Source organism: Epilithonimonas sp., from assembly GCF_032054305.1.
In the GTDB taxonomy this organism is placed as follows: domain Bacteria; phylum Bacteroidota; class Bacteroidia; order Flavobacteriales; family Weeksellaceae; genus Epilithonimonas.
Map to the genome: position 1 here is coordinate 463,008 of NZ_DAMBSX010000001.1, position 26,435 is coordinate 489,442.

Sequence of the window (26,435 nt, forward strand, 5' to 3'; positions counted from 1 at the left end):
TCTAAATTTAATTATAAAATCATTAAATTATTATAAAAAACCCTTTCAGAGTTTAAAACTCCGAAAGGGTTGAACGTTTATTTTTGTCTAAAGTAAATTTCAATCGGAACACCTGTAAAGCCAAAGTGTTTTCTCAATTGATTTTCCGTGAAACGCTTGTAAGGCTCTTTCACATATTGTGGAAGGTTGCAGAAAAATACAAATTGTGGTGACGGCGTTGGCAACTGCACACAATATTTGATTTTCACGTATTTTCCTTTTATCGCTGGTGGCGGCAATGCTTCGAAAACAGGAAGCATCACTTCATTCAGTTTAGAAGTTTTGATTTTTTTAGATCTTGCTTCATAAACTTCCATTGCCATTTCTACGGCTTTCAGGATTCTTTGTTTTGTCAAAGCAGAAACGAAAAGAATTGGAATATCTGTAAACTGACCGATTTTATGTTTAATAGCCGCTTCGAAATCTCTCATCGTATTGGTTTCCTTTTCTACAAGGTCCCATTTGTTCACCACAATCACAATTCCTTTTCTGTTTTTCTGAGCCAATCCGAAGATATTCATATCCTGAGATTCCCAACCTAAAGTGGCATCAACCATCAGTATCACAACATCAGAATACTCAATAGAACGGATAGAACGCATCACGGAATAGAATTCCAGATCCTCGTTAACCTTAGATTTTCTTCTCATTCCAGCCGTATCTACCAGCACAAACTCGTGTCCGAATTTGTTGTATAAAGTCTGAATACTATCTCTCGTGGTTCCGGCGATGTCTGTTACGATATTCCTTTCAACATCGAGCAAAGCATTCGTCATTGTAGATTTCCCTACGTTTGGACGACCAGCGATTGTGATTTTTGGCAAACCTTCGAAAGGGTCTTTGTAATCTGTTGTTGGGAAATCGTTCACGACATCATCCAACAATTCTCCAGTTCCGGAACCTGTTGCAGAGGATAAAGTATAATATTTTTCAACGCCCAATTGGTAGAACTCAGTTGCAGGCAATTCCTCTTTGGAAGAATCCACTTTATTTACAACCAGATACAAAGGTTTGTTGGCTTTTCTTAATAATTCATAGATTTCTTGGTCAGTGTCCGTAAGGCCTTCTTCTACATTTACCATAAAGATGATAGAAGTAGCTTCATCCACAGCCAACTGAACTTGTTTACGGATTTCCATCTCGAAGACATCTTCCGTTCCAACATCATAACCGCCTGTATCGATCACTGTGAAATCGACACCGTTCCAGTCAGATTTTCCGTAATGACGATCACGTGTAACACCAGCAGTAGAATCAACAATAGCTTCTCTCCTTTCTAATAATCGGTTAAATAATGTGGATTTTCCTACGTTGGGACGCCCAACAATTGCGACAATATTTGACATAAATTTGTTTCTTGGTCTCAGCTCAAGTTTAGATTAATGAGCGTAAGACTTGATTAAGAATGGGTTACTTCGACTTTCGAAGCCCAAAATTTTTGCAAATGTACGGATTTTGGATGAGAGTTAAAAGGTCAAGTTTTTTAGACATTGACAATAAATAATTGGAAAGCTTTTTGCAATTATCAATTTAAAATCAAACTATGAAAAAAGTATTAATTGTTCTTTTGATGGCTTTTATTATCATTCAATTTTTCCCAATTGATAAAACAAATCCTACTACTAATCAAGGAATGGATTTTCTGAAAATTAAAAATACACCTGAGCCGATTGCAAAAATCATCAGAAATTCTTGTTACGATTGCCATTCCAACGAAACCAAGTATCCAGCTTATAGTTACATTCAGCCAGCGGGTTGGTTATTGAAAAATCATATTGATGAAGGTAGGAAGGAACTAAATTTTTCTACATTTGCAATATACGAACCGAAACGACAAGTGCACAAACTGGATGAAGCCGCAGAATATGTGGAGCAGAAAAAAATGCCTTTGGAAAGTTATACATTGGGACATTCTGACGCCAAATTATCCGATGAACAAAGAAAACAATTGATCAATTATTTCAGAATGGTTCAGAAACAAATCCAGGAAACGAATAGATTATGACGACAGAAATCTCAGTTAGTTTGAAAGATAAATTCATTGTTTTTTATGATGGCGAATGTGGATTTTGCAATCATTGGGTACAGTGGATTTTGGAACGAGACAAAAATGATAAATTTCTGTTTTCATCTCTTCAGTCAGAATTTGGACAAAAATTTTTAACTGAAAGAAATCTTCCGAATCAAATTTTTGACACGCTTTACCTTTGGAAACCCGAGAGTTTTTATTTGTCCAGATATCAGGCAATCCTGAAAATTGCCACAGAAGTTGGCGGAATCTATTCGCTCGCTTCGATTGGAAAAGTAATTCCTGATTTTATAGGAAATCAGTTTTATAATTTGGTTTCTAGAAATAGAAAGAAATTGGCGGAGAACAAATGTTTTCTTCCGAATGCTGAACAGAGAAGAAAATTTATTGAAAAATAAATTTAATACAAAAAAAGCTTCGAGAACCTCAGCCTGACAAAGTAAGTCAACACAGTTAAAAGAAAAATATACACACTCGATTTTGAATTTCAATCTTTGAGCGTGAAATGTTTTATATTTGCAATATTATGGAATATAATACCGACAGAACACAACTACTAATGCCCGAATATGGGCGCAATATACAGCAACTCGTTGAGCATTGCAAAACGCTTGCTACAAAAGAGGAAAGAAATGAAATGGCGCTTGCAATCGTTGAATTTATGGGACAAAGAAACCCACATCTTCGCGATGAAGAAAATTACAAACACAAACTTTGGGACCATCTTTTCATCCTTGCAGACCACAATTTGGATGTAGATTCTCCTTATCCTATTCTTTCCGCAGAAGACCTTATCACAAAACCAAGGAAAATGGATTATCCATCTTTGGAAAATGATTATAAATTCTACGGAAAAAGTATTCTGCAACTGATAGAAACTGCAATTGCTCTGGAAGAAGGCGATGAGAAAGATGCGCTGATCCAGGTGATAGCCAACAATATGAAAAAGTCTTACAACGTGTACAACAAAGAGCACGTGCAGGATGATGTGATCTTCAGACATCTGAAAGAACTTTCTAAAAATCGATTGGACCTAACAGGATTGGACTCTCTGGACAAAAGCAAGATCTATTATGCGACCAACAGGAACAATAATAATAGAAATAACAACAGAAATCAAAACCATAATAACAATAATAACAGGAAAAACAATTTCCAAAATCATAAAAATAAAAGAAGATAAATGGACGGTGCTTTCGAAATAAGAGGAGGAAAGAAATTGGGCGGAGAGATCACGCCCCAAGGTGCGAAGAACGAAGCTTTGCAGATTCTTTGTGCAGTTTTGCTTACAGAAGATGAGGTTAGAATCACAAACATCCCAGATATCAAGGATGTGAATAAGTTGATTGAGATTCTTCAGGACTTCAACGTCAAAGTGACCAAAAACGGCAAAGGCGATTACACTTTCAAAGCAGATGAAGTTAACTTCGATTATATAAAATCTAAAGAATTCAAAAAAGATGGTGCTAAACTAAGAGGCTCTGTAATGATCTTAGGTCCGATGTTGGCGAGATTTGGTGAAGCATATTTGCCAACGCCAGGTGGAGACAAAATAGGAAGAAGACGTTTAGATACGCACTTCCAAGGTTTTGTAGAATTGGGTGCTGAATTTTCTTATGATGAGGAAGAAGCTTTCTACTCTTTAACAGCAAAAGAACTGAACGGGAAATTCATCCTTTTGGAGGAAGCTTCGGTGACCGGAACTGCCAATATTGTGATGGCAGCTGTTTTAGCAAAAGGAAAAACCAGGATCTATAACGCCGCTTGCGAGCCATATCTTCAGCAATTATGCAAAATGCTGAACAGAATGGGCGCTAACATTTCCGGAATTGGTTCAAACTTACTGACCATTGAAGGTGTTGACAAACTACACGGAACTGAACACACAATGCTTCCGGATATGGTAGAAATAGGTTCTTGGATCGGATTGGCAGCAATGACAAAATCCGAGATCACCATCAAAAATGTGAACTGGAATCAGTTGGGTGTTATTCCAAACACTTTCAGAAAATTAGGAATAGAGTTGGAACAGAGAGGTGATGATATCTACATCCCTTCTCAGGAAAATTATAAAGTACAGAAATTTATCGATGGTTCTATATTAACCGTTTCAGATGCGCCTTGGCCAGGGTTTACACCAGATTTGTTATCAATTATTTTAGTTGTAGCTACTCAGGCAAAAGGTTCCGTTTTGATCCATCAGAAGATGTTCGAAAGCAGATTGTTCTTTGTAGACAAATTGATTGATATGGGCGCACAAATCATTCTTTGTGATCCGCATAGAGCTACTGTAATCGGTATGAATCAGGAAACACCACTTAGAGGTACCACAATGATATCACCGGATATCCGAGCCGGAAATGCACTTTTGATCGCTGCGCTTTCCGCAGAAGGAAAATCAATCATTCAAAACATCGAACAAATCGATCGTGGTTATGAAAATATCGACGAAAGATTGAGAGCCATTGGAGCTGACATCAGAAGAATATAAAAATCAAGCGTTCAAATTTATGAACGCTTTTTTTATGTCTGTTTTTTTTTCAAACTTGCATTATTAATGCTTGAAAAAAGGTTTGTTATTGTTGTCTCACTGCTTCCAATAAGAACTTTACTACGATATTTCTCACTTATTTTGTTCAAATAATTAAAACAATCAATTGGATATGAGAAAACTATTCTATTTTATTACAGTTCTTTTATGGTTCTTTCAAAGTAATGCACAAGAGTTTTCTTGGGGCAAAAGATTAGGAGGAGAAGGTGAAGATGTCATCCGTTCTTTGGCTGTAGATGCGCAAGGCAACTCCTATGCAACCGGATACTTTACTGACTATTGTATTTTCGGAGAAGAATTGCAACAAACCGAAATTGCTTCCAAAGGAATGTTCGATATTTTCATTTCCAAAACTTCTCCAAACGGGGAATTACTTTGGGTAAAAGGTATAGGAGGTACCGCCGATGATTATGGAACAGCAATAACTGTAGACTCTAATGGCAACGTTTATATTACAGGTATTTTTCAGGAGACAGTGAATTTCAACCCAAATGGAACTGCCCAAAATTTAACATCAAAAGGCGCACAGGATATCTTTGTGTTAAAATTAAATTCGAGTGGAAATTTTCTGTGGGTAAAAGGAATCGGAGGTGAAGGTTATGAAGAAACAAGCGCTATACAAGTTGCATCCAATGGAGAGGTTTATCTTGCCGGGTATTTTTCCGGCGCTGTCGATTTTGACCCATCCGAATCCGAAAACATTCTTAATCCTAGTGGACTGGTAGATTCATTTTTTATAAAATTATCAGATAACGGAAGTCTCTCTTGGATAAAAACAATTGGCGGTTTTATGACAACACCAATGGATATGAAATTGCACAACAATAATCTTTATGCATTGGGAAATTTCAAAAAAACTACTGACTTTGATCCTAGTAGCACACAAAGCCATAATATAACAGCCCTTGGTTTTGATGCCTATCTTCTAAAATTAGACCTGTCTGGAAATTTCGTCAATGTAACAACTACAAAAAGCCTCAACTCTTCTACTGGAACTACGCCTACAAATCTTAGCATAGATGAAAATGGCAATGCCTATGTTTCAGGATATTTCGGAGGAAGTATAGATTTTGGTCCTGATGTTCAACATAATGGACAATATACATTCACTTCCGAGAATATGCTCACCGGATTTGTGTTCAAAGTTGGCAATGATGGAAAATTGGTCTGGGCAAATTATCCGAAACCAAGCACAGAAGAAGCTTCGTCACTTGGTTATGGTATTGTTATCAACAAAAATCAAGAGACTTTTATAACTGGATATATTGCTGGTAATGTAAAATTTGACAATCTCGAATTGGAACAGAACACAGACCACTTTATGAACGCATTTGTTGCAAAATTAGACTCGCAGGGTAAATTTGTTGATGCGAAGTTATTTGCTGGCTCCAACTTTATCGATACACATTGCGCAGCCATGGACGCTGATGAAAACCTGTATATCGGAGGTGCATTTACTGACCTTGCAAATATTGACCCGACAGGAAATGGGAGTTATTATGTATTTTCAAGAGGCTACAGAGATTCTTATGTTGTAAAACTTAATAATACGAATCTGAATGTCGAAGATATAAATTCAAAAACTGATTTGTTGATCTATCCGAATCCTTCATCAGATATAATTTATTTAAACTCAAAAAATCAACTATCTGGTAACAAATACATTATATACGACATGGTTGGTAGAGAAATATCAACAGGAACTTTGGACAGCAAGCAAGAGATAAAAATCAATCTTCTTCCAAAAGGAAACTATATATTAAAGATCGGCAACCAATATCAAACAAAAATTATCAAAAATTAAATTTTATTAAATTCTGGTAATCAAATTTGCAAAAGTCTTGTACTTTTTCTAATTTTCGGTATGGAAAGTTGGGAGATGCTCATTGACTTCGGTTTGATTGCTGGAATGTTTTTTATTTTTTTATTGATTTTTTTCCTGATAAAATCCGGTAAAGATATTACTCGGGTTCTGCTTATTGTCCTATTCAGCAACGCTTTTTTCTTTCTATTATATTATTACGGCTATTTGCATCGTTCGCATTTAATTGGTGCTATTGCTGTATTCTTTGGTCACGGAGTTGGATACTTGTTGGGACCTGTAATATTATTTTTACTCAAATCCCTTGTCCTTCCAGAAAAGAAAATCATACGACCACTTCTTAAGAATCTTATTCCTTTTTTTATCATATTTGTATGTTTTAATATTCCATTGTCTGTAGCAATGGCTACGGATTACCTTACACCATTCCATCATTTTTATCTAAGAATAGAACCTTATTTTAATCTATTGGAAAATGGATTTTTAGCAACCTACATCATTATTACGCTCAATTTCTTTGCAAAACTCAAAAATGTTTTCGAAGAGAACTATTCTATGTTGGAAAAAAATGACCTTAGTTGGTACAGACAGTTTATAATAGGACTTTTCACCATAATAACGATTGATTCTTTTTGTACGATCTATGAAATGTTTTTTCCTGAGATCCCTTGGAATATCGGGACGATCATTGCCTTTCTGTTTGTTGGATTCTACTTGTATCTGGGTTACAAAGGGATGTTCCAGTCCAGGATACTTATGCCTGATTTCTTATTACAAAAAATTGAAAATGATAATATAATAAATAATGCTAACCAACCCAATTATCAACTTGATCAAGCTGTTGAAAGTCCAGAAAAGAACTCATCAATCAAACAACTGGATATTTTTTCAAAAGATGAGATAGATTCCATCAAAGAAAAACTGAACAAAGTTTTGGAGGTTGATAAAATATTTTTGAATGATGAACTGAATCTAACAGACTTATCCGACAGCATTGGTATTTCCAACAAAAAATTATCAGAGCTTTTGAATCAACACCTGAATACCAATTTCTATAATTTAATTAATGATCATAGAATCGCAGAAGTCATCAAGAGATTTGAAGAAGGTGACTCGTCAAAATTCACGATAATGTCCATTGCAAATGATTGTGGTTTCCAATCTAAAGCCAGCTTTTATAGAATCTTCAAACAAAAAATTGGTATATCTCCCTCCGAGTTCATTAAAAAAGATAAAATAAAAAAGGAAGCTGTTTAAGAAGCTTCCTTTTTTTGTAGAACATCTATTCTGCTGCTCAGTAATTTATATTCTCTCAGATAGTTTTCTATCTTCTCGATTTGGTCTTGTGTAATGTTTAAAAGCAGTTTAACCTGCCCGAAGTTGCTTCCGTTCAGATATTCGATATTAGCATTTACGATTTTGTAACTCACGTTGTAGTGATTGTAAATCGTGTAAAGTAAAATATCGAATCTGATTTTCCCGTTCAGTTCTATTTCAAGGATTATTTGTTTCGTCGATTTCGGGAAAAAAGTTTTGCCTGTAGTTTCTTGTTTGTAGATCATAGTAGTATTTTGGTATTTGGTGACTTATTTAAGTTTATTTTGAATGGGTACAACGATAATTTGAAAAATATAACAACCGACACAGATTTTGAAAAAGCTTTCCAAAGCAGCCAGAAGAATCAATATTAATCCAAATCCTAAAGCAACATTGTAAAATCAGGTCAGCATCAATACAACAATTGTCAATGTGAAGATTGAACCCAAGGTTGCAGCAAACCTCTTCGGGGCAGCAAAAATTGGTTTAGGCTTTAATCCTGATATTTTTAAAATCGATTTTGAAAAAAGGGCTAAAGGCGAAAATAATAAGCCAGAAGCCCTAATAATAAAATCAAAAACTAAGAGCAACAATAAATATGGCAACCCAAAAAACAAGGATACAGAAACCACAACGATCACAAAAAATGCGGTGAGTCTTACGGTATTTTCGTCTGTATAATATTTTTTTGTTTGGTCCATATTTGAAATTTTTAAAATAAAAAAAGCTCCATCGGTAAGATGAAGCTTTATGTCATAGCCTTCTCACCGCACTCTTCAGTTCGTATTACACATCATCGCCATCTGTGAGAAAATCTGTTTCATTATTTCTTAATTACATTGCAAATATATAAATTATTTAATTCCCACCAAATAAGTATGAATTAAATTTACACAAATTCATTATTTGTTAATATTGGCTGACTTTCTTTGGCTTTATTCAAACTTTCGAAAGCTGATAACAATTGATTGATTTCTTCATCCGAATGTTCTGCAGTTGGGATAATTCTCAGCATTACCAATCCTTTTGGAATAACAGGATAAACCACAATGCTTGTAAAAATACCGTGAACTTCTCTCAATTCTTTGACAATTAAAGTCGCTTCCAAAGTATCAGCCTTGATGAAAACCGGCGTGATACAAGTATTAGTTTTCCCAATATCAAAGCCTAAATCTCTCAAACCTTTCTGAATTTTGAAAACATTTTCCCAAAGTCGGGTTCGGAATTGAGGATTTTGTTTTATTAATTCTAATCTTTTCCTGATTCCGATGACCATTACAATTGGTAAAGCTTTGGCAAAAATCTGTGACCGAATATTGTATTTGATATATTTGATGACACTTGCCTTTCCGGAAACAAAAGCGCCGAAGCCAGCAAACGACTTTGTAAATGTAGAAAAATAAAGGTCAATATCATCCTGAACACCTTGCTCTTCGCCCGTTCCTACTCCATTCTCGCCCATCACTCCAAGACCATGCGCATCATCCACAATTAATCGGAAAGGATACTTTTTTTTGAATTCAACGATTTCTTTCAGCTTGCCTTGTTCGCCATTCATACTGAAAACGCCTTCTGTGAGAACTAAGATTCCTCCGCCGGTTTCAGCCGTAATCTTTGAAGCTTTCTGAAGCGATTTCTCAAAACTATCGATATCATTATGAGCGAAAACGAAACGTTTTCCTCTGTGTAATTTGATTCCGTCGATTGCGCAAGCGTGGCTTTCAGAATCATAAACTACGACGTCATTTCTCGTCAGCAAAGTATCAATTAAAGAAAACATTCCCTGATAACCGAAATTCAATAATAATGAAGATTCTTTTTGGGTAAATTCTGCCAGTTCTTTTTCGAGTTCCTGATGGTGGATTGTTTGTCCAGTCATCGCTCTGGAACCCATTGGATAAGCCAAACCGTAAGATTGTCCACTTTCCGCATCTACTTTTCTGACTTCGGGATGATTGGCAAGACCGAGATAATTGTTGAGGCTGAAAACTATCATTTCCTGTCCTTTGAAAAACATTTTTGTGGAAATCTCTCCTTCCAATTGAGGAAAAATGAATTCTCCATCTGCATAAGTTGCGTATTCGCCCAGTGGACCCGGGTTATTTTCTATTCTATCAAATATATCCATTGTATAATTTATGAATCAAAAATAGAATAATTTTAATTTCATACCAAATCAGTATGAATTAATTTTAAAAAATAGATCAAAGTTCTCCTATTTTATCAATTTTATTAGAATTTGCCAATCCATTTGGGTTACAACCAGGCTCGCCTTCCGGAACTTTCAGGTTTTTATCTCGGTAGAACTTTTCCCAAAACGCATTCGTTTGATTGGTTTTTGGGTCGATAAAGGTCATTGGTTCCAATTGGAAAATCTGATTGTCGCGAAATGCCCTTTCTACAAAATCTGAACAGTAGTAAGAATTTTCATCCAGAATGTAATTGAAGTTATAAGGTTTTCCAATCAAAGTCTCAGCCTTTGAAACTGAATTTGGAATGGATGATTGGAATTCTGATTTCAATCTGTAAACATGAATTTTCTGTCCGGATTTGGTTTGTTCTTTTAGGAAAGATTGAAGTTTTTGTTTCTGAGAACCGCCTGTTGGCGCTGCGTGAAGAACATAAAGACGATTCTCTTCTTTTTTAACGATTCCAATATGGTCGTAAGAAGTTTTCTTCTCTGTCTGAGTGACATTATTAATAGCTCCGGACAATCCAGATTCTACAGCAGGAACAAAAAGTAAATCGCCGTTTTCCAAAATCGAAGTGTTGTAGGTTTTGCAGCTTGTTAAAAAAAACAGCGCAAAAATAGCGTAAACTAAATTACTTTTTATAATTCTTCTCATAAATCGTAATCCATGCATCTACAGATATTTTCTGACAAAGTTCACCTAACAAATCATAAGTGATATCCTCCACTTTTTTGAACCTGATACAAGATTTTCCCATATCCAATTTCTTTTTGGAATGATTTGGGAACTCATTCACAAACCAATCTAAAATCTTTTGGTCAGCATAAATTCCCATATTGTAAAAAGCTATAAAGTTCTTTTGTGAAGCCACACTTATGAAAGGCAAAGGCGTATCTTTCGCACAATGATAACCAGCGGGATAGGTTGTCATAGGAACGACCCAAGTGACCATTCCGTATTGCATCGTCTGCTGAAAACCTTTCGGAAGATTAGTATCAACAGTCTCCAATAACTTTCTAAAAGCTTCTCTTCTTTCCTCAGGAATCTGGGAAATATATTCTTCTACGGTATCAACAAAAATCTGCATTGTAGGATTTATTTTAATTCAAAAATACTAATTTTTTTGTTGGAAAATTAAAGCTTATTTTTGTACTTCAAAGTTTAAAAATAATGCCGAAAATATCGCAAAGAGCGCAGCATATGCCTGCATCACCTGTTAGAAAATTAGTTCCATTTGCAACCGCTGCAAAACAAAAAGGAATCAAAGTTTATCATCTGAATATTGGTCAGCCAGATATCGAAACGCCACAAACAGCTTTGGAAGCAGTGAAAAACATCGATTTAAAAGTTTTGGAATATGCTCTTTCAGAAGGTAATCTGGATTACAGAATTGCGCTTAGAGATTATTATCATTTATTGGGATTTAATGATTTAACAACAGATAATTTCATCGTAACCAACGGAGGTTCCGAAGCTTTGAATTTCGCTATTTCTACCCTTTGTGATGATGGCGACGAAATCATTATTCCTGAACCATATTATGCCAATTATAATGGATTTGCAGGAACATTCAACATCAATATTGTAGCAGTTCCTTCAACGATTGATACAGGTTTTGCTTTACCTTCAATTGAAGAATTTGAGAAAAAAATCACAGATAAAACCAGAGCAATTGTAGTTTGTAATCCTGGAAATCCAACAGGTTACCTTTATTCAAGAGAAGAACTTCAAAAACTGGCTGAGATTGCAAAAAAACACGATATCGTGATTATTTCTGACGAAGTTTACAGAGAATATGTTTACGACGGAGAAAAACAAATCTCAATGTTCGAATTTCCAGAAGTTGCAGAAAATGTTATCGTCATCGATTCGGAATCAAAGAGATACTCAATGTGTGGTGCAAGAATCGGGTGTTTGATTACGCGTTCCAAAAAAATCCACGATGCAGCGATTCTTTTTGCTCAGGCAAGATTGAGTCCAGTTCTTTTAGGTCAAATTGCTGCAACAGCTGCTCACAAAAACGATGCGGAATACATCGCTAAAGTTAGAGAAGAATATACCGAAAGAAGAGACCTTTTGGTAAGCTTATTGAATGAGATTCCTGGAGTAATCTGTCCAAAACCGAAAGGAGCATTCTATTGCGGTGTGGAATTACCTGTAGATGATACAGAAAAATTTGCGCAATGGCTTTTGGAAAGTTATTCCAATAATAACGAGACCGTGATGGTTGCGCCAATGGGCGGTTTTTACAGCAATCCGGAATTAGGAAAAAAGCAGGTAAGAATCGCATACGTTTTGAATCAAAATGACCTTAGAAGAAGTGTTGAGATTCTAAAAGATGCCATTGAAAAATACAATACAGAATTTGCTTAATTAAAATTTTGAAATGATGAAAATAATTAAAATCGGATTTATACTTTCAGCGTTTTCACTTTTCTTATTGAATTGTAAAACTGCAGCTCAAAACACAACTATCACATCGGTTTCTTACACGCATACAGCTGGAAGAGGTGGCAGAACTTTCATCAATGCGACGAAAGACTCTTTGGAATCCAACAAAACCGGCGGAAGATTTGAAGATTATCCGGTTTTTAAGAAAAAAATCGATAAAAAAGATTGGGACAAAATCGTTTCCGATATTAATATTTCAGTCCTGGAAAAGACAAAAAGTGGAGAGAAACGTGGTCATTATGACGGTCCGGACTACATTTACCGAATCACAACCAAGGATAAAGAATATGAACTGGTTAATGTTCCGGAAAATTCCGAAGGTTATGAACAAATCGAAAAGCTTAAAAATAATCTGGATAATCTTCTTAAAAAATATTAATGTCAATTCAAGAAAGCGTTTCCCTAAAACCTTACAATACATTCGGAGTTGATGTTTCGGCTAGATATTTTGCGAAAGTCAATTCTGTAGAAGAATTGATTGAGACTCTCCAATTTGTCATCCTGAGCTTGTCGAAGGGCTTAAACACAAAAACTCTCCCACTCCTTTTCCTAGGCGGTGGGAGCAATATTTTGTTTACCAAAGATTTTGACGGATTGGCAATTAGATTGAATCTAAAGGGAATTACAGAAGAAATTATTGATGAAAATCAGGTTTTGGTTACTGCAAAAGCTGGAGAAAACTGGCATCAGTTCGTGATGTTTTGTCTCGAGAAAAATTATGGCGGATTAGAGAATTTGTCATTGATTCCAGGAAATGTTGGAACTTCTCCAATGCAGAATATCGGTGCTTATGGAACTGAAATCAAAGACGTTTTTGAAAGTTGCCAAGTTCTGAATCTCGAAAATCTTGAACTCGAAACCTTGAACTCAGAACAGTGTAAATTCGGTTATAGAGATTCAATTTTTAAGCAGGAAGGAAAAGGGAAATATGTGATTTTGGAAGTAACCTTCCGATTGACTACAAAAGTTCACAGAATTGATGTCGAATATGGCGCGATTCAGTCAGAATTGGAGAAAATGGGAATCATTAATCCGACAATTCAGGATGTTTCGAAAGCTGTCATCAACATCAGACAAAGCAAATTACCTGACCCAAAGATAATTGGAAATGCCGGAAGTTTCTTTAAAAACCCGACAATTCCGATTTCACAATTTGGAGCTTTAAAACAACAATTTGAAAATATTCCAGGTTATCCAAATGGTGATTTTGTGAAAGTTCCTGCCGGTTGGCTCATCGAACAAGCTGGCTGGAAAGGCAAACAAATCGGAAACGTAGCTTCAAACCAATTACAGGCTTTGGTCATCATCAACGCGACTGGAAATGCAACCGGAAAAGAGATTTTTGATTTTTCAACGATGATTATTGATTCCGTAAAAGAAAAATATGGAATTGAGTTGGAACGGGAAGTCAATGTAATTTAATATAAGAAAAATGAAAGTAGATATCTGGAGCGACACACGTTGTCCGTTTTGTTTTATTGGGAAAAAGAATTTTGAAAAGGCACTTCAGGATTTTGTTAAAAATGATAAGATTGAAGTCAATTGGCATTCTTTTCAGCTTGATCCGAAAATGAAAACTGACCTTAGGAGAAATCATTATGAATATTTGTCTGACATCAAAGGCCACTCTTTACAAGAGACAATAAAAATGCACGAAAATCTTATCCAGATAGGAAAAAATGCTGGAATCGATTTTAACTTTGATGAAGTGAAAGTTTCTAATTCTTTCAAAAGTCAAATGCTGGTTCAGCTAGCCAAAGAAAAAGGAAAAGCCAACGAAATGGAAGAGCTTCTGTTTGAAGCTTATTTCATCCTTGGAAAAAATATTGACGATATTGAAGTTCTTTCAGAAATTGGCGAAAGGTTAGGTTTTACAAAAGATGAAATCCAAAATGCTGTTCAATCTCCTGAATTAACAGAATTGGTAAATAATGATATCGAAGAAGCAGCTTCGCTTGGAATCAACAGTGTTCCGTTTTTTGTTTTTGACAGAAAATATGCAATTTCTGGAGCTCAACCGACGCATTTATTTGCTGAAGTTTTGGAAAAAAGTTTGTCCGAATTTTTGGAAAATAATTCAAAAATCAGTATTGTAAATAAAGGTGATTCTTGCGATGTTGATGGAAATAATTGCTAAATAATTAAAAAAAATAAGGATTCTTACTTCTATAAAATAATCTCCTCGCAGATTTAGCAAATTAAGCGGATCAAGAATCTGCAAAATCAGCGAGAATTAAAAATAAATAAAATAAACACAAATGAAAATTGCAGTTTTAGGAGCAGGAAATATGGGTTTGTCATTTTCAAGATCTTTTTTGAAATATGAATTGATAAAACCGCAGAATTTACACCTCATCACAAGAAGTCAAAATAAAAAAGAAAAAATAAAATCGGTTTTTCCAGATTCTGAGATTTCATCTTTTGATGAAGTGAAAGATTTGGAAGCAGACTTGATTATCATTGCTGTGAAACCCCAAGATTTTGCTTTCGTTGCAGAGAATCTGGCTTTCAAAATTCCGGAAAAATCTTTGGTCTTATCAATAATGGCAGGGATTTCCATTGAGAAAATTCAGAATTATTTGAATCATAAATTTGTTGTTCGTGCAATGCCTAACTCCCCTACTCTTCTTGGAATGGGAATCACAGGTTATACCGCAGCAGAAGGTATTTCTTTCTCAGAATTGATGAATATTGAACGATTATTGAATTCGACGGGACGTTCTGTTTATTTGGAAGACGAAAGTCTTTTGAATGGTGTCACTGCACTTTCAGGAAGCGGACCAGCATATTTCTATTACATCATAGATGCGATGATAAAAGCCGGAACAGAAATGGGAATTGATGAAAATCTCTCGAAATTATTTGTAAAACAGACGATGTTAGGCGCATATCACCTGATCAATAATTCAGATAAATCTTTGGAAGAATTGATTAAAGATGTTGCTTCAAAAGGTGGGACAACTGAAGCGGCACTGAAAACCTTCGAGGAAAACGAATTGAAATCAATCTTGAAAAAAGGAATCTTAGCAGCGGAAAATCGTGCGAAGGAATTAAATTCATAACAATGTACAACAAAAACGACTTTTATATTTCTACTGATAAGTCCAAAATGGATATAGAAACCATTCATCAATATTTATCAGAAAAATCTTATTGGGCGAAAGGAATTCCAAAAGAAATTGTTGAAAAATCTGTTGCCAATTCTTTTTGTTTCGGTGTGTTTTATCAAGATAAGCAAGTCGGATTTGCAAAAGTGATCACAGATTTTACGACGATTGCTTATTTGGGAGATGTATTTATTTTGGATGAATTTCGTGGACTTGGTCTGTCAAAATCATTAATGGAAAATATTATGAATCATCCTGAATTACAAGGTTTGAGAAGATGGATTTTACTAACAGCTGATGCTCACGAACTTTATAAAAAATTTAGCTGGAATAATATCAAAGACCCAGCAAGATGGATGGAAGTTCATACCAAGAATCCTTATCAATAAATTTTGAATTTATACTTTAGTATAATTCCTCTCGCTGATTTTGCAGATAGGGCAGATTTAATTTGGAAATCAGTTAAATCAAAAAAATCTGCGAGAATTAAATTTCTTCTCAAACAACTGATAAATCCAGAATCCAATCGCAACACCAAGCGTATTCAGAATGATATCATCAATATCGAAAACGCCCAGTCTTGTGAAATACTGAAGGCTTTCCACAATGATAATCGCGAAAAGAAAGTCCAGAATCAGTATCCAAAAATTGTTGAGCTTCGGAAAGACAATTCCAAAAAATCCAAAAGGAACAAACACCAGAATATTGCCGAAAACATTAATGACAATCGTCTTCCAAAGAATGGTTTCATTTATAAAACCCGCAGTTGAGAACATCGGAATCAATCTTACAATATTAACATCATACTGGCTTCTCTCAAATCCGAAAAACATCAGATAAAGCAAAAACAGAATGTAGAAGGGAATCAGAATCTTATATAAGTTCTTCAGAAAAGCCATATAGAAATTTCGATTCCAAATATACGAACTATTGCTGCTGCTGTTGTTGTTGCTGCATTTCTAAAAACATGCGGTAAGAATTATTTGGAGGCAAAAACTCATCAATTGACGGATTTTCTCGGATGTACATCGGGACCTTAGGAACCTCTGCCAGATTTTTGGTCTTATCGGTTGTGATAATTACAGAAACGCCCAATTTGTGACTGGATGTACCTTTGTAAGTTCCTTTCACAGGCGTACAATCTTTGAAATCCCTTCCAACCGCAATCTTGATATGCCGGTCGCTGACCCAGCAATTATTCGTCGGGTCATTTCCGAGCCAGCCGTAACCCGGAATAAAAACCTCGATCCAGGCGTGCGTTGCACCTTCCCCTCTCAATTCCTGATTGCTCGGACTGATATATCCGCTGACGTATCTCGAAGGAACGCCCAAGATTCTCAACATTCCTAAAAGCAAATGTGCAAAATCCTGACAAACACCTGCTTTCAGTTCCCAAATTTCATCTATCTCCGTTTCAAAATCCGTGATTCCTTGTCTATAAGTGAAGTTTTCATAAATGTAAGTTGACAAAGCCGTCGTCGTTTCCATCACAGACAAATCCGAAGTTGCAACAGATTTTATTATTGACAGAATCTCTTCTTTGTTCTTAATATTTTCCTGTGTAACAAAATCAATGTAAGGAAACTGTGTTGATTGCTCTTTCACGATTTGCCACTGTTCTTCGACATTCAGATTGATAACCGGCAATTCTATAGGATAAGTTTCTACGACCAATTCGACTTTGATCTCTAAAAAATTATGCGGTTCCACAATTGTGAAAACACCAATTCTGTTGGTAAAATAATCGTAGTAATAATCGATATTGGAATTCGGGAACAAGGAAATCCTTTGCTCAATAACTTCCTGAAAATCATTCGTCAACGGTGACAAAATAATTTGGTTCGCGCTGTCTGTAACCGCAGACGAATATTCGTATCGCGTAATGTGTAAAATATTGAAAACTGGCATAAATTAATCAAGCTATTTTGCTTCTGTTAAACAACCAAACCAAAAAACTGGTGGTTAAAAATATTAGAAATTTCGTAAATATCACTTTCTATTCTTGCAAGGAAAAGCATCTTTTCCTCACGTGTTCTGGGATGTCTTGTAAATTGTACATTTGCAATACATTTTCCAATGAAAAACCCGACAGTTTCATCACTTTCGCCTTGTTCTCCGGAATTGAGCTGTTTTGCAAATTTGTCTAATTCATTAAGAGAATATGTGATCGAATTTGGAAAAAGCGGTTCATAAATCATCTGATAAAAAATCCGTTCCTTTTCCATCGTTCCGAGATTGTGTCGAAGATAAAAATCATACCCGCTTACTGAACTTAAAAAATAACGCCAGTTGGAATAATCGTTATCCAAAAGGTCTTCGCCATAGAGAATCCATTGTTTTCTGATTAGATTGATGCTATTCAGGATTCGTTCTATATATTTTCCAAGCTCTAAAAAACAATAACCTTCGTCTCTCGCCACATAATTATCGATAACGCCATAATAAACCATCGATTGCTTTACCAAAACATCAAAAACACTGATCGGATCGCCATATCTGGACTGACTGAACAAAAAATGGTCTTTCATCTGATGATGAAAATCGTTGAGACATTGCCAAACATCCTTATTGATGTGGTCTTGCGCACTTCTGGCGTTTTCTCTTGCGCGGAAAATATTGCTAGCAATGGACAGATCATTATTGATATCAAAAAGCGCCTTGGAAATCAGATTTCCAAAACTGTAATCATCATTATCTATTTCGATTTGATTTTCTTCGCAAAAATTCTCCCAGCTTTCTACAGAAGCGCCATCCTGATAAGCAATATATCTCGTATGAAAAACTTTGAGCTGAAAATTGGTCCGTTCCATATAACGGCTCATCCAAAATATATTTTCCGCAACTCTACTTAGCATTCTTTTTTAATTGATTAATTGTTAACGATTGGTGATGAAAATTGAATTAGTCAACAACCCAGGTATCTTTGGAGCCGCCACCCTGAGAAGAATTTACGACGATTGAGCCTTCCTTCAACGCAACTCTGGTTAATCCACCCGGAACGATTTCAACTCCATCCGGACCGTATAATGCAAAAGGTCTCAAATCCACTCTTCTCGGTTGCAAAACACCATTGATATAACAAGGTGCAGTTGAAAGCTTAATAATTGGTTGTGCAATGTAACTTCTGGGATTCAGATTGATCTGCTTTGTGAATTCAGCGATTTCTTCGTCGGTGGCTTTGTCTCCGATCAACATTCCATAACCACCACTTTCATTGGTTTTTTTGACGACCATTTTATTCATATTGTCTATGGTGTATTGTCTTTCGTCCATATTTTCCATCCGGTAAGTTGGAACGCTTTTCAGAATTGGTTCTTCACCCAAATAATACCGAATCATATCCGGAACGTAAGAGTAAATCGCTTTATCATCCGCAACGCCATTTCCCATTGAATTCACAATAATGACATTTCCTTTTCTGTAAGCATGATACAATCCTGGAACTCCTAAAACACTATCTTGTCGGAAAACCAACGGGTCGATGAACTCATCATCCACTCTTCTGTAAATAACATCCACTTTTTTGAGACCTTTCGTCGTTTTCATATAAACCTGATGATTTTGCACCACCAGATCACGACCTTCAACCAATTCGATTCCCATTAATCTGGCTAAAGTCGTATGTTCAAAATAAGCGGAATTGAAAATCCCCGGCGTCAATAAAACTACATTTGGTTTTGCACTGATCTGGCGACCAAATGATAATAGATTTTTTATTAATAGATCAGGATAGATATTAACTTGCTTAACCTTGATATTAGGCAAAATATTAGGAAAAAGTCGATAGCTCATTTTCCGATTCTCGAGCATATAACTAACTCCAGAAGGCGTTCTGAGATTATCCTCCAAAACGTAATAACTCCCGTCATAATCCCGGATAAGGTCGATTCCGCTGATGTGCGTGTAAATATCAAATGGCACATCCACATTTATCATTTCACGAAGATAATTGGGACAAGTATAAACTAGAGACGACGGCAAAACCTCATCTTTTATAATGAATTGCTGATGATAAACATCTTTAAGAAAAATATTGAGAGCCTTCAATCTCTGCTTGATTCCTTTCTGTATAATTTCCCATTCCGATGACTGAATAATCCTTGGAATCACATCAAAGGGAAAAATCTTTTCGATTCCTTCCCCATCATTATAAACCGTGAAAGTAATCCCCTGCGTCATAAATAGTTTCTTCGCAAGGTCATTTTTCTGGTCCATCTCAGAAACATCAAACTTGGAAAAACCGGTCACAAAATCCTGATAATGATCTCTCACTATATTATCGGCCATCATCTCATCATAAATATCATTTATTGCCGGATAACCACTCAAAAAATCTTTTTCCATAGTTATATTTTATGTTTTTAAAACACTAATATATAAAATTAATAGGGGTAATTATAGTTTTTCTATAAAATAAATTCAAAACACCCTATTTTAAAAACATAATCAATATAATAAAATCAATTTTTATATTTTTATTAAAACCTATAATAGAATACTTGAGACAGTAAGATTCCACTTGACTTTTTTTGTATTTTTTAGTATATTCGTTACTCATTTACACGATTTAGATGATTTACGATTTAGAGAAAGAAAATAAGGAAATCCTTGCACGATATAAAGACCTCATATCCAACACTTACCGCACGTTGGACGAGGAGCAGAACAAGCTTATCAGAAAAGCTTTTGATATTGCTTTGGATGCGCACAAAGACCAGCGAAGAAAAACCGGCGAACCTTACATCTACCACCCGATAGAAGTTGCAAAAATCGTCGCTAACGAGATTGGTTTGGGAGCAACAAGTATTGCCTGTGCCCTGCTCCACGATGTGATAGAAGATTCTGAGTACACTTACGAAGACCTTAATAAAATTTTCGGAAAAACCATTGCAGACATCGTAAGTGGATTGACGAAAATCTCTGTAATGAATCAGCAGAATATTTCTGTTCAGTCTGAAAATTACAGAAAACTTTTATTGACACTTTCAGAAGATTTCCGAGTGATCCTCATCAAGATCGCAGACAGACTGCACAATATGAGAACTTTGGAAAGTATGCATCCTGTAAAGCAAAGAAAAATTGCTGCAGAAACAGCTTACATTTATGCGCCGTTAGCTCATAGATTTGGCCTCTACTCTATCAAATCAGAACTTGAAGATCTATCTTTAAAATATAACAATCCGGATGTTTATAACGAGATTCTTGCCAAATTAGAAACAGCAAAAGAAGTTCGTGAAAAATATGTGGAAGAATTCACCAAAGAAGTCTCCGAACAGTTAAAAGAAGAAAATCTCAACTTTACAATCAAAGGACGCGCAAAAGCCATCAGTTCGATCTATCGGAAAATGCAGAAACAGAACGTAACTTTTGAGGAAGTTTATGATAATTATGCCATTAGAATTATTTATAAATCCGATCCAAGGAATGAAAAATTTCTGGCTTGGAAGATCTACTCTATCGTAACAGACCTTTACCAAAGTAACCCATCTCGAATGCGTGACTGGATTTCACAGCCACGATCAACTGGCTACGAGAGCCTTCACTTGACGGTTATGGGTCCTGATAAAAAATGGATCGAGGTCCAGATTCGTTCCGAAAGAATGAACGAGATTGCGGAAAAAGGAGTCGCTGCACATTACAAATACAAAGAAGGTTATCGAAAAAATACCGACGACCAAAGATTTGAAAACTGGGTTTCTGAGATTCGTGATGTTCTGGAACAACAACAAAACCTTTCTACATCAGAGCTTCTTGACAATATCAAATTAAATCTCTATTCTAAAGAAGTTTTCGTTTTTACACCAAAAGGAGAGATCAAAATTCTTCCGACCGGAGCAACCGCTTTGGATTTTGCTTTTTCGGTTCACTCAGATCTGGGGACAAAATGTCTTGGCGCAAAGATCAATGGAAAATTGGTGCCAATCAGTTATGTTCTTCAAAATGGCGATCAGATCGACATTCTTTCTTCCCAGAATCAAAAACCGAAACCAGACTGGTTAGATTTTGTAGTGACCTCCAAAGCAAAGTCCAAGATCAAGAATATCCTTAATTCTGAAAAAAATCAGAATACTGCAGAAGGAAAAGAGATTCTCCAAAGAAAAATGCGTCACGCAAAACTTAACTTCAATGATGATGAAATCAATGGATTACAGAAATTCCTTAATCTGAAAACTTCTCAAGACTTATTTCTAGGTTTCCAGAACGGGACTTTCGACATTGGTGACATTAAAAGATATTCGGACAAAAAAAGTATTCTCAGTAACATTTTCAATCGTTTTAGAAAAACTACTCCAAAAGAAGAATACATTGAAAAGGTGGATTCCAATTTGGATATGATTGTCTTTGGGAAAGATGAGGAAAAACTGAATTATACATTTGCAAAATGTTGCACGGTAATTCCAGGAGATAAGATCTTCGGATTTATTACCATATCAGACGGAATCAAGGTTCACAGTGAGAATTGCCCAAATGCTATCAACCTAAGAGCAAATTATGATTACCGTGTCCTGCAAGCGAAATGGGTCAATGCGGAAAGCTTCAAAAACAGGATCAAAATCGAGATAGAAGGCATTGATAGAATTGGTATGATCAACGATATTACAGCTGTCATCAGCGGTTCTATGAATATGGATATGAGAAGTATGAGCATCTCTTCTAACGATGGCATTTTCACCGGAAGTATCGCTTTGGAAGTTAGAAACAAAAGTCAGCTGGAAGAAACCTTCAAACAACTTAAGAACATCAAAGGTGTTTCTAAAGTGAAGAGAGTCTAATAATGCTGATGATCGCCTTAGCGATTGTCGTTTTTCGGACCAGATAAATTACCAGAAATTGCTAAGGTCAATATTCTCTTGTCCTATCTGGAATTGTTGGTTGATTTGTTTTGAAGGTCAAATCAAACTAAGGCTCACTCATATTTGAACTCATCTCGTCCCTTACCAATTTTTCTAGTTTTACTTTCTTGATCGCAAGATTCAATTCATTGCCCATTAAAACTAAAAATACATTGACATTGATCCAGACCATTACCAAAATAATGGAGCCAATCGAACCATACAGAACGTTGTATCGAGCGATATTAGCAACATAGATCGCGAAGAAATAAGTCAATGAAACAAATAAAACCGTTGTCAAAACAGCACCTGGAAAAGCTTCTCTAAGTCTCGTTATTTTGAGGCAGCCAACCCAGTAGAAAAGTGTCAACAAGATAAGATAGAATAAAGGAAAAGAAATAAAACCAATAATCTTGGTTAGATTCTTTGTAAACCAGCCAATGTCGTAAGTTGGTGTAAAAAGCTTGAGAACAACCTCGCTGTAATAAATCCCAAAAATGGAAAGAAAAACTAATGTCAAAAAAGAAATTGTCACCAGCATTGCCAATGCATATTCTTTTACAAAACCTCTTTTAAGTTCGGTATTTCTGTTGAACCCATTGATAAAGGTAAAACAACCGTTGGTCGCAAAAACAAAGGACAACAGAATCGTGAGATTACTAATGGATCTCATATTTGGAAGAAGGTTGGCCTGTATATAGCCCGTAACGTCGCTTTGCATATGCGAAGGAAAAATACGCGGCATCAACACCTCGAAAATATAGAATTGCAGCTTGTCATAATGCGGCATGTATGGCAATACTGACAACAAGAACAGAATCATCGGGAAAAGACTAAGAAAGAAACTCCAAGAGATGCTTGCAGCCTGTCTGCCCAAAGGATTTTTGAAAACAGCATCGGTATAGATCGTCAACATCTTCCAGAGAGAGATCCCTAAAACCGGAATATGGATTCCATCTAAAAAGTCCTTGATTTTGAGAAAAAAACGCTGTAATTTTTTTGCCATTCATTTATCTTTGCACCACAAATATAGTAAATGCGTATTAATTTGATCTGCATAGGCAAGACAGACGACAAAGAGATCGTTTCTCTAGTCAAGTATTATCTGCCGAGAATCCCGAAACACTGGAATTTTGAACTGATAGAAATTCCGGATGTGAAGAATGCAAAAAACCTGAGTCCAGACCAATTGAAAAAAGAAGAAGCCAAGCTGTTTCAAAATCTGATCGACTCTTCTGATCTGGTAATTCTTCTTGACGAAAAAGGGAAACAATTCACAAGTCGGGAATTCTCAGAAAGAATCGACAATTGGATGGGTAGCTCTGTGAAGAAAATCCATTTCCTTATTGGTGGTGCATACGGTTTTTCTGATGAGATATACCAACGTGCCAATGAAAAAATATCATTATCCAGAATGACTTTCACACACCAGATGATCCGGTTATTTTTTGTAGAACAGATTTATAGAGCAGCGACTATTCTGCAAGGGAAGCCATATCATAATGACTAATAAAGGTTGATGGTTAGTTGATGGTTAGTTGATGGTTAGTTGATGGTGTCAGGCTGAGGCTCTCGAAGCCTTTCCCAATCACTAAAAAAGAAAAAGATATAGCCTTTCGACAAGTTCAGGATAAACTACTAGCGGTATCAAGCTCCTCAAAAATTGATCTATTTCTTCGCTAAAACTTTCTTCGTAAGATTGGCCAAAACACCACCTAAAAGAAATCCAACCGCAGCTCCAAAAACTACATCGCCCGGATAGTGAACACCAACGTAGATTCTACTATAAGAAACAATTATTGCCCAAACAACAAGGATATATGGAAGGTATTTGTAGTTCTTCCCAATCAATATTGTCAGAAAACTAACCAAGAAAAAAGAACTGGAAGCGTGTGCAGAATAGAATCCATATTTGCCACCACAAATTACCATTCTCATTTTATCAATCAACAATGGATCATGACAAGGTCTTAATCTCTCAACACCGTGCTTGAAAACACTTGCCAATTGGTCGGAAATTGTGATCCCGATGGCGATGAAAATCAGTACGAAAATTATTTTTTTACGTGGAACAGCTTTGTAAACTAAGTAAAGTAAAATGACATAAAACGGTATCCAAAACCATTTTCCTGTCACCAAAAGCCAAAATGGATCGAATGTTGAACTTCCCAAACCATTGAGAAATATTAGGAGTTGCTGGTCCAGAGAAATCAGTTCATTCATAGATTATCGGCTTACGGGACCTTCGTGGGAATCGTCTTCGGAAAGGTCTATTTTAGGAGTTTCTTCTTTTATAAAATTTTGATTTTTGATGTCTGCTAATGGATTATATTCCTGTGCAGATTGCTTAACTTTATCTATCTCTTTTTTGATATCGGAAATGGGATTGTCCGCTTCTTTCATTATTTCGGATTTGATATCATCCACAGCACCACGCATTTTACGCACGCCTTGTCCCAAGCCTCTTGCGATCTCGGGCAATTTATCTGGTCCGAATAAAACAACAATCGCCAAAGCAATCATCAGCATTTCTCCTAAACTCAATTCCATTCTGCAAAATTAAGAAAGATTATAAACCTAACAGACATTTGGTTATCATAATTTTATCATAAAAAGAATCATTAATTCTCTCTCTTCCCTTTAAAATTGATATAAACAAAATAGATACTCGCCATAAACAAAAGAAAAGCCAAGAAAAATGGCGCTCCTGGGAATTGGAAAGGCGCTTCTTTGTGTGTAAAATAATAGAACAAATTCGTCATCAATGGTGGACCAATGATAGAAGTTGCGCTCATCAAACTCGTCAATGCCCCTTGCAATTCCCCTTGTTCATTGGACGGAATATTTTTAGTAATAATGGATTGAAGAGCAGGACCACAAATCCCTCCCAAGCAATAAGGAATCGTAAACACCAACATCATCCAGCCTTCTGTTGCAAATGCATACAACAACATCCCGAATGAATACAATAACAATCCATAGAAAATACTCTTTTTGTCACCGATTTTTGGATTGATCCATCTGATCAATAATCCCTGAACCAAGCCAACCATCAAACCTACAACTCCCAAAGAAATCCCAACCATTCTCTCATCCCAATTGAATCTGTACATCGTATAGAAACTCCAATTGCTCTGTACAGCATGTCCGCCTATATAAATCAAGATTAAAGAAATCACTAAACCTGAAATCTCAGGATGTTTTCTTAAAAGCTTTAAAGAACCAATAGGATTCGCTCTTTTCCAATCAAATTCTCTACGGTTTTCTTTGTCCAGACTTTCCGGTAAGATAAAATATCCGTAGATAAAGTTAATCATACACAAAACCGCTGCCGCATAAAATGGAACTCTGGAACCATAATGTCCCAAAACACCACCCAATACAGGTCCAATAATGAATCCTAATCCGAAAGCAGCACCTATCAATCCAAAATTCTTTGCTCGGTCTTTATCTGTTGAGATATCAGCGATGTACGCACTCGCTGTCGTGACACTCGCTCCGGTAATCCCGGCAATGATTCGACCAATGAAAAGAAACCAAATATTAGGAGCCAATGCTAAGAAAATATAATCTACTGAGAACCCAAACAGTGATAACAGAATAATTGGTCTTCGTCCAAATTTATCACTCAAATTACCTACAAAGGGAGAGAAAACAAATTGGATAAAAGCATAAGCAAAACTGAGCCAGCCTCCATATTTAGCTGCCTCGCTTATGTCTGCTTGAATGAGTTCTTCTATTAGCTTTGGAACTACAGGAATGATGATTCCCCAGCCTGTAATGTCTATCAACAGCGTGATAAAGATAAAACCAATAGCAGCAGATTTTTGATTTGTTTTCATAGCTGCGAAGATAGTATTTTTTTGATTTGACAATCTGATGATTTGGAAATGGGCAATTTTAATTTTTCATTAAGTGAAAATTCAGCATAAAAAATTGAAACGATGCGAAGCGCACCCCGGCCTGAATGGAGCTCTTTTTCTTTTTTTTCGAAAAAGAAAAAAGCGGGAACGGAGGACGGAAAAGGTGCCCAAATTTAGAAACTGTATAAATAAAAAAGCTCCCAATCACTTGAGAGCTTTTCATTATATATT

At 35.9% G+C, this 26,435-nt stretch carries 27 protein-coding genes and 1 pseudogene; 14 read left to right on the forward strand and 14 right to left on the reverse strand.

Translation table 11 applies throughout. The annotated features are described in order from the left end of the window. Nucleotides 1–77 precede the first annotated feature (77 nt). Nucleotides 78–1,385, reverse strand: a complete 1,308-nt coding sequence (gene der, locus RTX21_RS02065) for a ribosome biogenesis GTPase Der (protein WP_312765059.1) — start codon at nucleotides 1,383–1,385, stop codon at nucleotides 78–80. Between the two features lie 197 nt (nucleotides 1,386–1,582). Here der and RTX21_RS02070 point away from each other — a divergent pair, with 197 nt between their 5' ends. From RTX21_RS02070 to RTX21_RS02095, 6 genes are all read left to right on the forward strand, one after another. Further along, nucleotides 1,583–2,044 carry a heme-binding domain-containing protein gene (locus RTX21_RS02070; protein ID WP_312765060.1) on the forward strand — a complete coding sequence of 154 codons (462 nt, stop codon included), beginning with the start codon at nucleotides 1,583–1,585 and terminating at the stop codon, nucleotides 2,042–2,044. Continuing rightward, the gene (locus RTX21_RS02075; protein WP_312765061.1) at nucleotides 2,041–2,466 is read left to right on the forward strand and encodes a DUF393 domain-containing protein; all 426 of its coding nucleotides are present in this window, start codon (nucleotides 2,041–2,043) and stop codon (nucleotides 2,464–2,466) included. The genes RTX21_RS02070 and RTX21_RS02075 overlap by 4 nt, the downstream gene beginning before the upstream one ends. 128 nt (nucleotides 2,467–2,594) lie before the next feature. After that, nucleotides 2,595–3,251 carry a DUF4290 domain-containing protein gene (locus RTX21_RS02080; protein WP_312765062.1) on the forward strand — a complete coding sequence of 219 codons (657 nt, stop codon included), beginning with the start codon at nucleotides 2,595–2,597 and terminating at the stop codon, nucleotides 3,249–3,251. Next, nucleotides 3,252–4,559 carry a UDP-N-acetylglucosamine 1-carboxyvinyltransferase gene (gene murA, locus RTX21_RS02085; RefSeq protein ID WP_312765063.1) on the forward strand — a complete coding sequence of 436 codons (1,308 nt, stop codon included), beginning with the start codon at nucleotides 3,252–3,254 and terminating at the stop codon, nucleotides 4,557–4,559. A 172-nt stretch (nucleotides 4,560–4,731) separates the two neighbouring features. Next, the gene (locus tag RTX21_RS02090; RefSeq protein WP_312765064.1) at nucleotides 4,732–6,423 is read left to right on the forward strand and encodes an SBBP repeat-containing protein; all 1,692 of its coding nucleotides are present in this window, start codon (nucleotides 4,732–4,734) and stop codon (nucleotides 6,421–6,423) included. 60 nt (nucleotides 6,424–6,483) lie between these two features. Then, on the forward strand, nucleotides 6,484–7,698 hold the full coding sequence (locus RTX21_RS02095) for a helix-turn-helix transcriptional regulator (RefSeq protein WP_312765065.1): 1,215 nt from the start codon (nucleotides 6,484–6,486) through the stop codon (nucleotides 7,696–7,698). Here RTX21_RS02095 and RTX21_RS02100 read toward each other — a convergent pair. From RTX21_RS02100 to RTX21_RS02120, 5 genes and pseudogenes are all read right to left on the reverse strand, one after another. Then, the gene (locus tag RTX21_RS02100; protein ID WP_312765066.1) at nucleotides 7,695–8,003 is read right to left on the reverse strand and encodes an NIL domain-containing protein; all 309 of its coding nucleotides are present in this window, start codon (nucleotides 8,001–8,003) and stop codon (nucleotides 7,695–7,697) included. The genes RTX21_RS02095 and RTX21_RS02100 overlap by 4 nt on opposite strands. Nucleotides 8,004–8,027: 24 nt before the next feature. Then, a pseudogene (locus RTX21_RS18005) lies at nucleotides 8,028–8,459 on the reverse strand (DUF4395 family protein). 188 nt (nucleotides 8,460–8,647) lie between these two features. Next, a complete protein-coding gene (locus tag RTX21_RS02110) occupies nucleotides 8,648–9,886 on the reverse strand; it encodes a pyridoxal phosphate-dependent aminotransferase family protein (protein ID WP_312765068.1) in 1,239 nt (412 codons plus the stop codon). A 76-nt stretch (nucleotides 9,887–9,962) separates the two neighbouring features. Beyond that, entirely contained in the window at nucleotides 9,963–10,604 is a 642-nt protein-coding gene (locus tag RTX21_RS02115) for a YiiX/YebB-like N1pC/P60 family cysteine hydrolase (protein WP_312765069.1), read from the reverse strand. After that, nucleotides 10,582–11,037, reverse strand: a complete 456-nt coding sequence (locus RTX21_RS02120; protein ID WP_312765070.1) for a DUF1801 domain-containing protein — start codon at nucleotides 11,035–11,037, stop codon at nucleotides 10,582–10,584. Before RTX21_RS02120 ends, RTX21_RS02115 begins: the two co-directional genes overlap by 23 nt. An 83-nt stretch (nucleotides 11,038–11,120) precedes the next feature. Between RTX21_RS02120 and RTX21_RS02125 the strand changes: the two genes are divergently transcribed. From RTX21_RS02125 to RTX21_RS02150, 6 genes are all read left to right on the forward strand, one after another. Continuing rightward, nucleotides 11,121–12,323, forward strand: a complete 1,203-nt coding sequence (locus tag RTX21_RS02125) for a pyridoxal phosphate-dependent aminotransferase (protein WP_312765071.1) — start codon at nucleotides 11,121–11,123, stop codon at nucleotides 12,321–12,323. 13 nt (nucleotides 12,324–12,336) lie between these two features. Beyond that, complete coding sequence (locus RTX21_RS02130) at nucleotides 12,337–12,780, forward strand: hypothetical protein (RefSeq protein ID WP_312765072.1); 444 nt, start codon at nucleotides 12,337–12,339, stop codon at nucleotides 12,778–12,780. Continuing rightward, complete coding sequence (gene murB / locus RTX21_RS02135; RefSeq protein WP_312765073.1) at nucleotides 12,780–13,823, forward strand: UDP-N-acetylmuramate dehydrogenase; 1,044 nt, start codon at nucleotides 12,780–12,782, stop codon at nucleotides 13,821–13,823. Before RTX21_RS02130 ends, murB begins: the two co-directional genes overlap by 1 nt. A 10-nt stretch (nucleotides 13,824–13,833) precedes the next feature. Beyond that, the gene (locus RTX21_RS02140) at nucleotides 13,834–14,538 is read left to right on the forward strand and encodes a DsbA family oxidoreductase (protein ID WP_312765074.1); all 705 of its coding nucleotides are present in this window, start codon (nucleotides 13,834–13,836) and stop codon (nucleotides 14,536–14,538) included. Nucleotides 14,539–14,659: 121 nt separating this feature from the next. Further along, nucleotides 14,660–15,463, forward strand: coding sequence for a pyrroline-5-carboxylate reductase (proC, locus tag RTX21_RS02145; RefSeq protein WP_312765075.1), 804 nt, complete (start codon nucleotides 14,660–14,662; stop codon nucleotides 15,461–15,463). Nucleotides 15,464–15,465: 2 nt separating this feature from the next. Then, a complete protein-coding gene (locus RTX21_RS02150; RefSeq protein ID WP_312765076.1) occupies nucleotides 15,466–15,897 on the forward strand; it encodes a GNAT family N-acetyltransferase in 432 nt (143 codons plus the stop codon). 78 nt (nucleotides 15,898–15,975) lie between these two features. Here RTX21_RS02150 and RTX21_RS02155 read toward each other — a convergent pair whose 3' ends face one another. From RTX21_RS02155 to RTX21_RS02170, 4 genes are read right to left on the reverse strand one after another with little or no spacing between them, the layout of a single operon-like run. Next, nucleotides 15,976–16,407, reverse strand: a complete 432-nt coding sequence (locus RTX21_RS02155; protein WP_312765077.1) for a VanZ family protein — start codon at nucleotides 16,405–16,407, stop codon at nucleotides 15,976–15,978. Between the two features lie 28 nt (nucleotides 16,408–16,435). Next, nucleotides 16,436–17,416, reverse strand: coding sequence for a transglutaminase family protein (locus RTX21_RS02160; RefSeq protein ID WP_312765078.1), 981 nt, complete (start codon nucleotides 17,414–17,416; stop codon nucleotides 16,436–16,438). Nucleotides 17,417–17,442: 26 nt separating this feature from the next. Then, entirely contained in the window at nucleotides 17,443–18,363 is a 921-nt protein-coding gene (locus tag RTX21_RS02165) for an alpha-E domain-containing protein (protein ID WP_312765079.1), read from the reverse strand. Nucleotides 18,364–18,409: 46 nt separating this feature from the next. Further along, nucleotides 18,410–19,852 (reverse strand): circularly permuted type 2 ATP-grasp protein, encoded by a 1,443-nt coding sequence (locus RTX21_RS02170; RefSeq protein WP_312765080.1) that lies wholly within the window; start codon nucleotides 19,850–19,852, stop codon nucleotides 18,410–18,412. Between the two features lie 227 nt (nucleotides 19,853–20,079). On the opposite strand from RTX21_RS02170, the gene RTX21_RS02175 reads away from it, so the two are divergent. Continuing rightward, nucleotides 20,080–22,281 carry a RelA/SpoT family protein gene (locus RTX21_RS02175; protein WP_312765081.1) on the forward strand — a complete coding sequence of 734 codons (2,202 nt, stop codon included), beginning with the start codon at nucleotides 20,080–20,082 and terminating at the stop codon, nucleotides 22,279–22,281. A gap of 127 nt (nucleotides 22,282–22,408) precedes the next feature. Here the strand turns inward: RTX21_RS02175 and RTX21_RS02180 are convergent, their stop codons facing one another. Then, nucleotides 22,409–23,347, reverse strand: coding sequence for a YihY/virulence factor BrkB family protein (locus RTX21_RS02180; RefSeq protein ID WP_312765082.1), 939 nt, complete (start codon nucleotides 23,345–23,347; stop codon nucleotides 22,409–22,411). Nucleotides 23,348–23,377: 30 nt separating this feature from the next. Between RTX21_RS02180 and rlmH the strand changes: the two genes are divergently transcribed. Further along, nucleotides 23,378–23,851 (forward strand): 23S rRNA (pseudouridine(1915)-N(3))-methyltransferase RlmH, encoded by a 474-nt coding sequence (gene rlmH, locus RTX21_RS02185; RefSeq protein WP_312765083.1) that lies wholly within the window; start codon nucleotides 23,378–23,380, stop codon nucleotides 23,849–23,851. Nucleotides 23,852–24,009: 158 nt separating this feature from the next. Here the strand turns inward: rlmH and RTX21_RS02190 are convergent, their stop codons facing one another. The 3 genes from RTX21_RS02190 to RTX21_RS02200 form a co-directional block, all read right to left on the reverse strand. Beyond that, nucleotides 24,010–24,564: a phosphatase PAP2 family protein gene (locus RTX21_RS02190; protein WP_312765084.1), complete on the reverse strand. Its 555-nt coding sequence runs from the start codon at nucleotides 24,562–24,564 to the stop codon at nucleotides 24,010–24,012. Between the two features lie 3 nt (nucleotides 24,565–24,567). Beyond that, nucleotides 24,568–24,891 carry a twin-arginine translocase TatA/TatE family subunit gene (locus tag RTX21_RS02195; protein ID WP_312765085.1) on the reverse strand — a complete coding sequence of 108 codons (324 nt, stop codon included), beginning with the start codon at nucleotides 24,889–24,891 and terminating at the stop codon, nucleotides 24,568–24,570. Nucleotides 24,892–24,962: 71 nt separating this feature from the next. Next, on the reverse strand, nucleotides 24,963–26,183 hold the full coding sequence (locus tag RTX21_RS02200; protein WP_312765086.1) for a TCR/Tet family MFS transporter: 1,221 nt from the start codon (nucleotides 26,181–26,183) through the stop codon (nucleotides 24,963–24,965). Nucleotides 26,184–26,435: the final 252 nt, after the last annotated feature.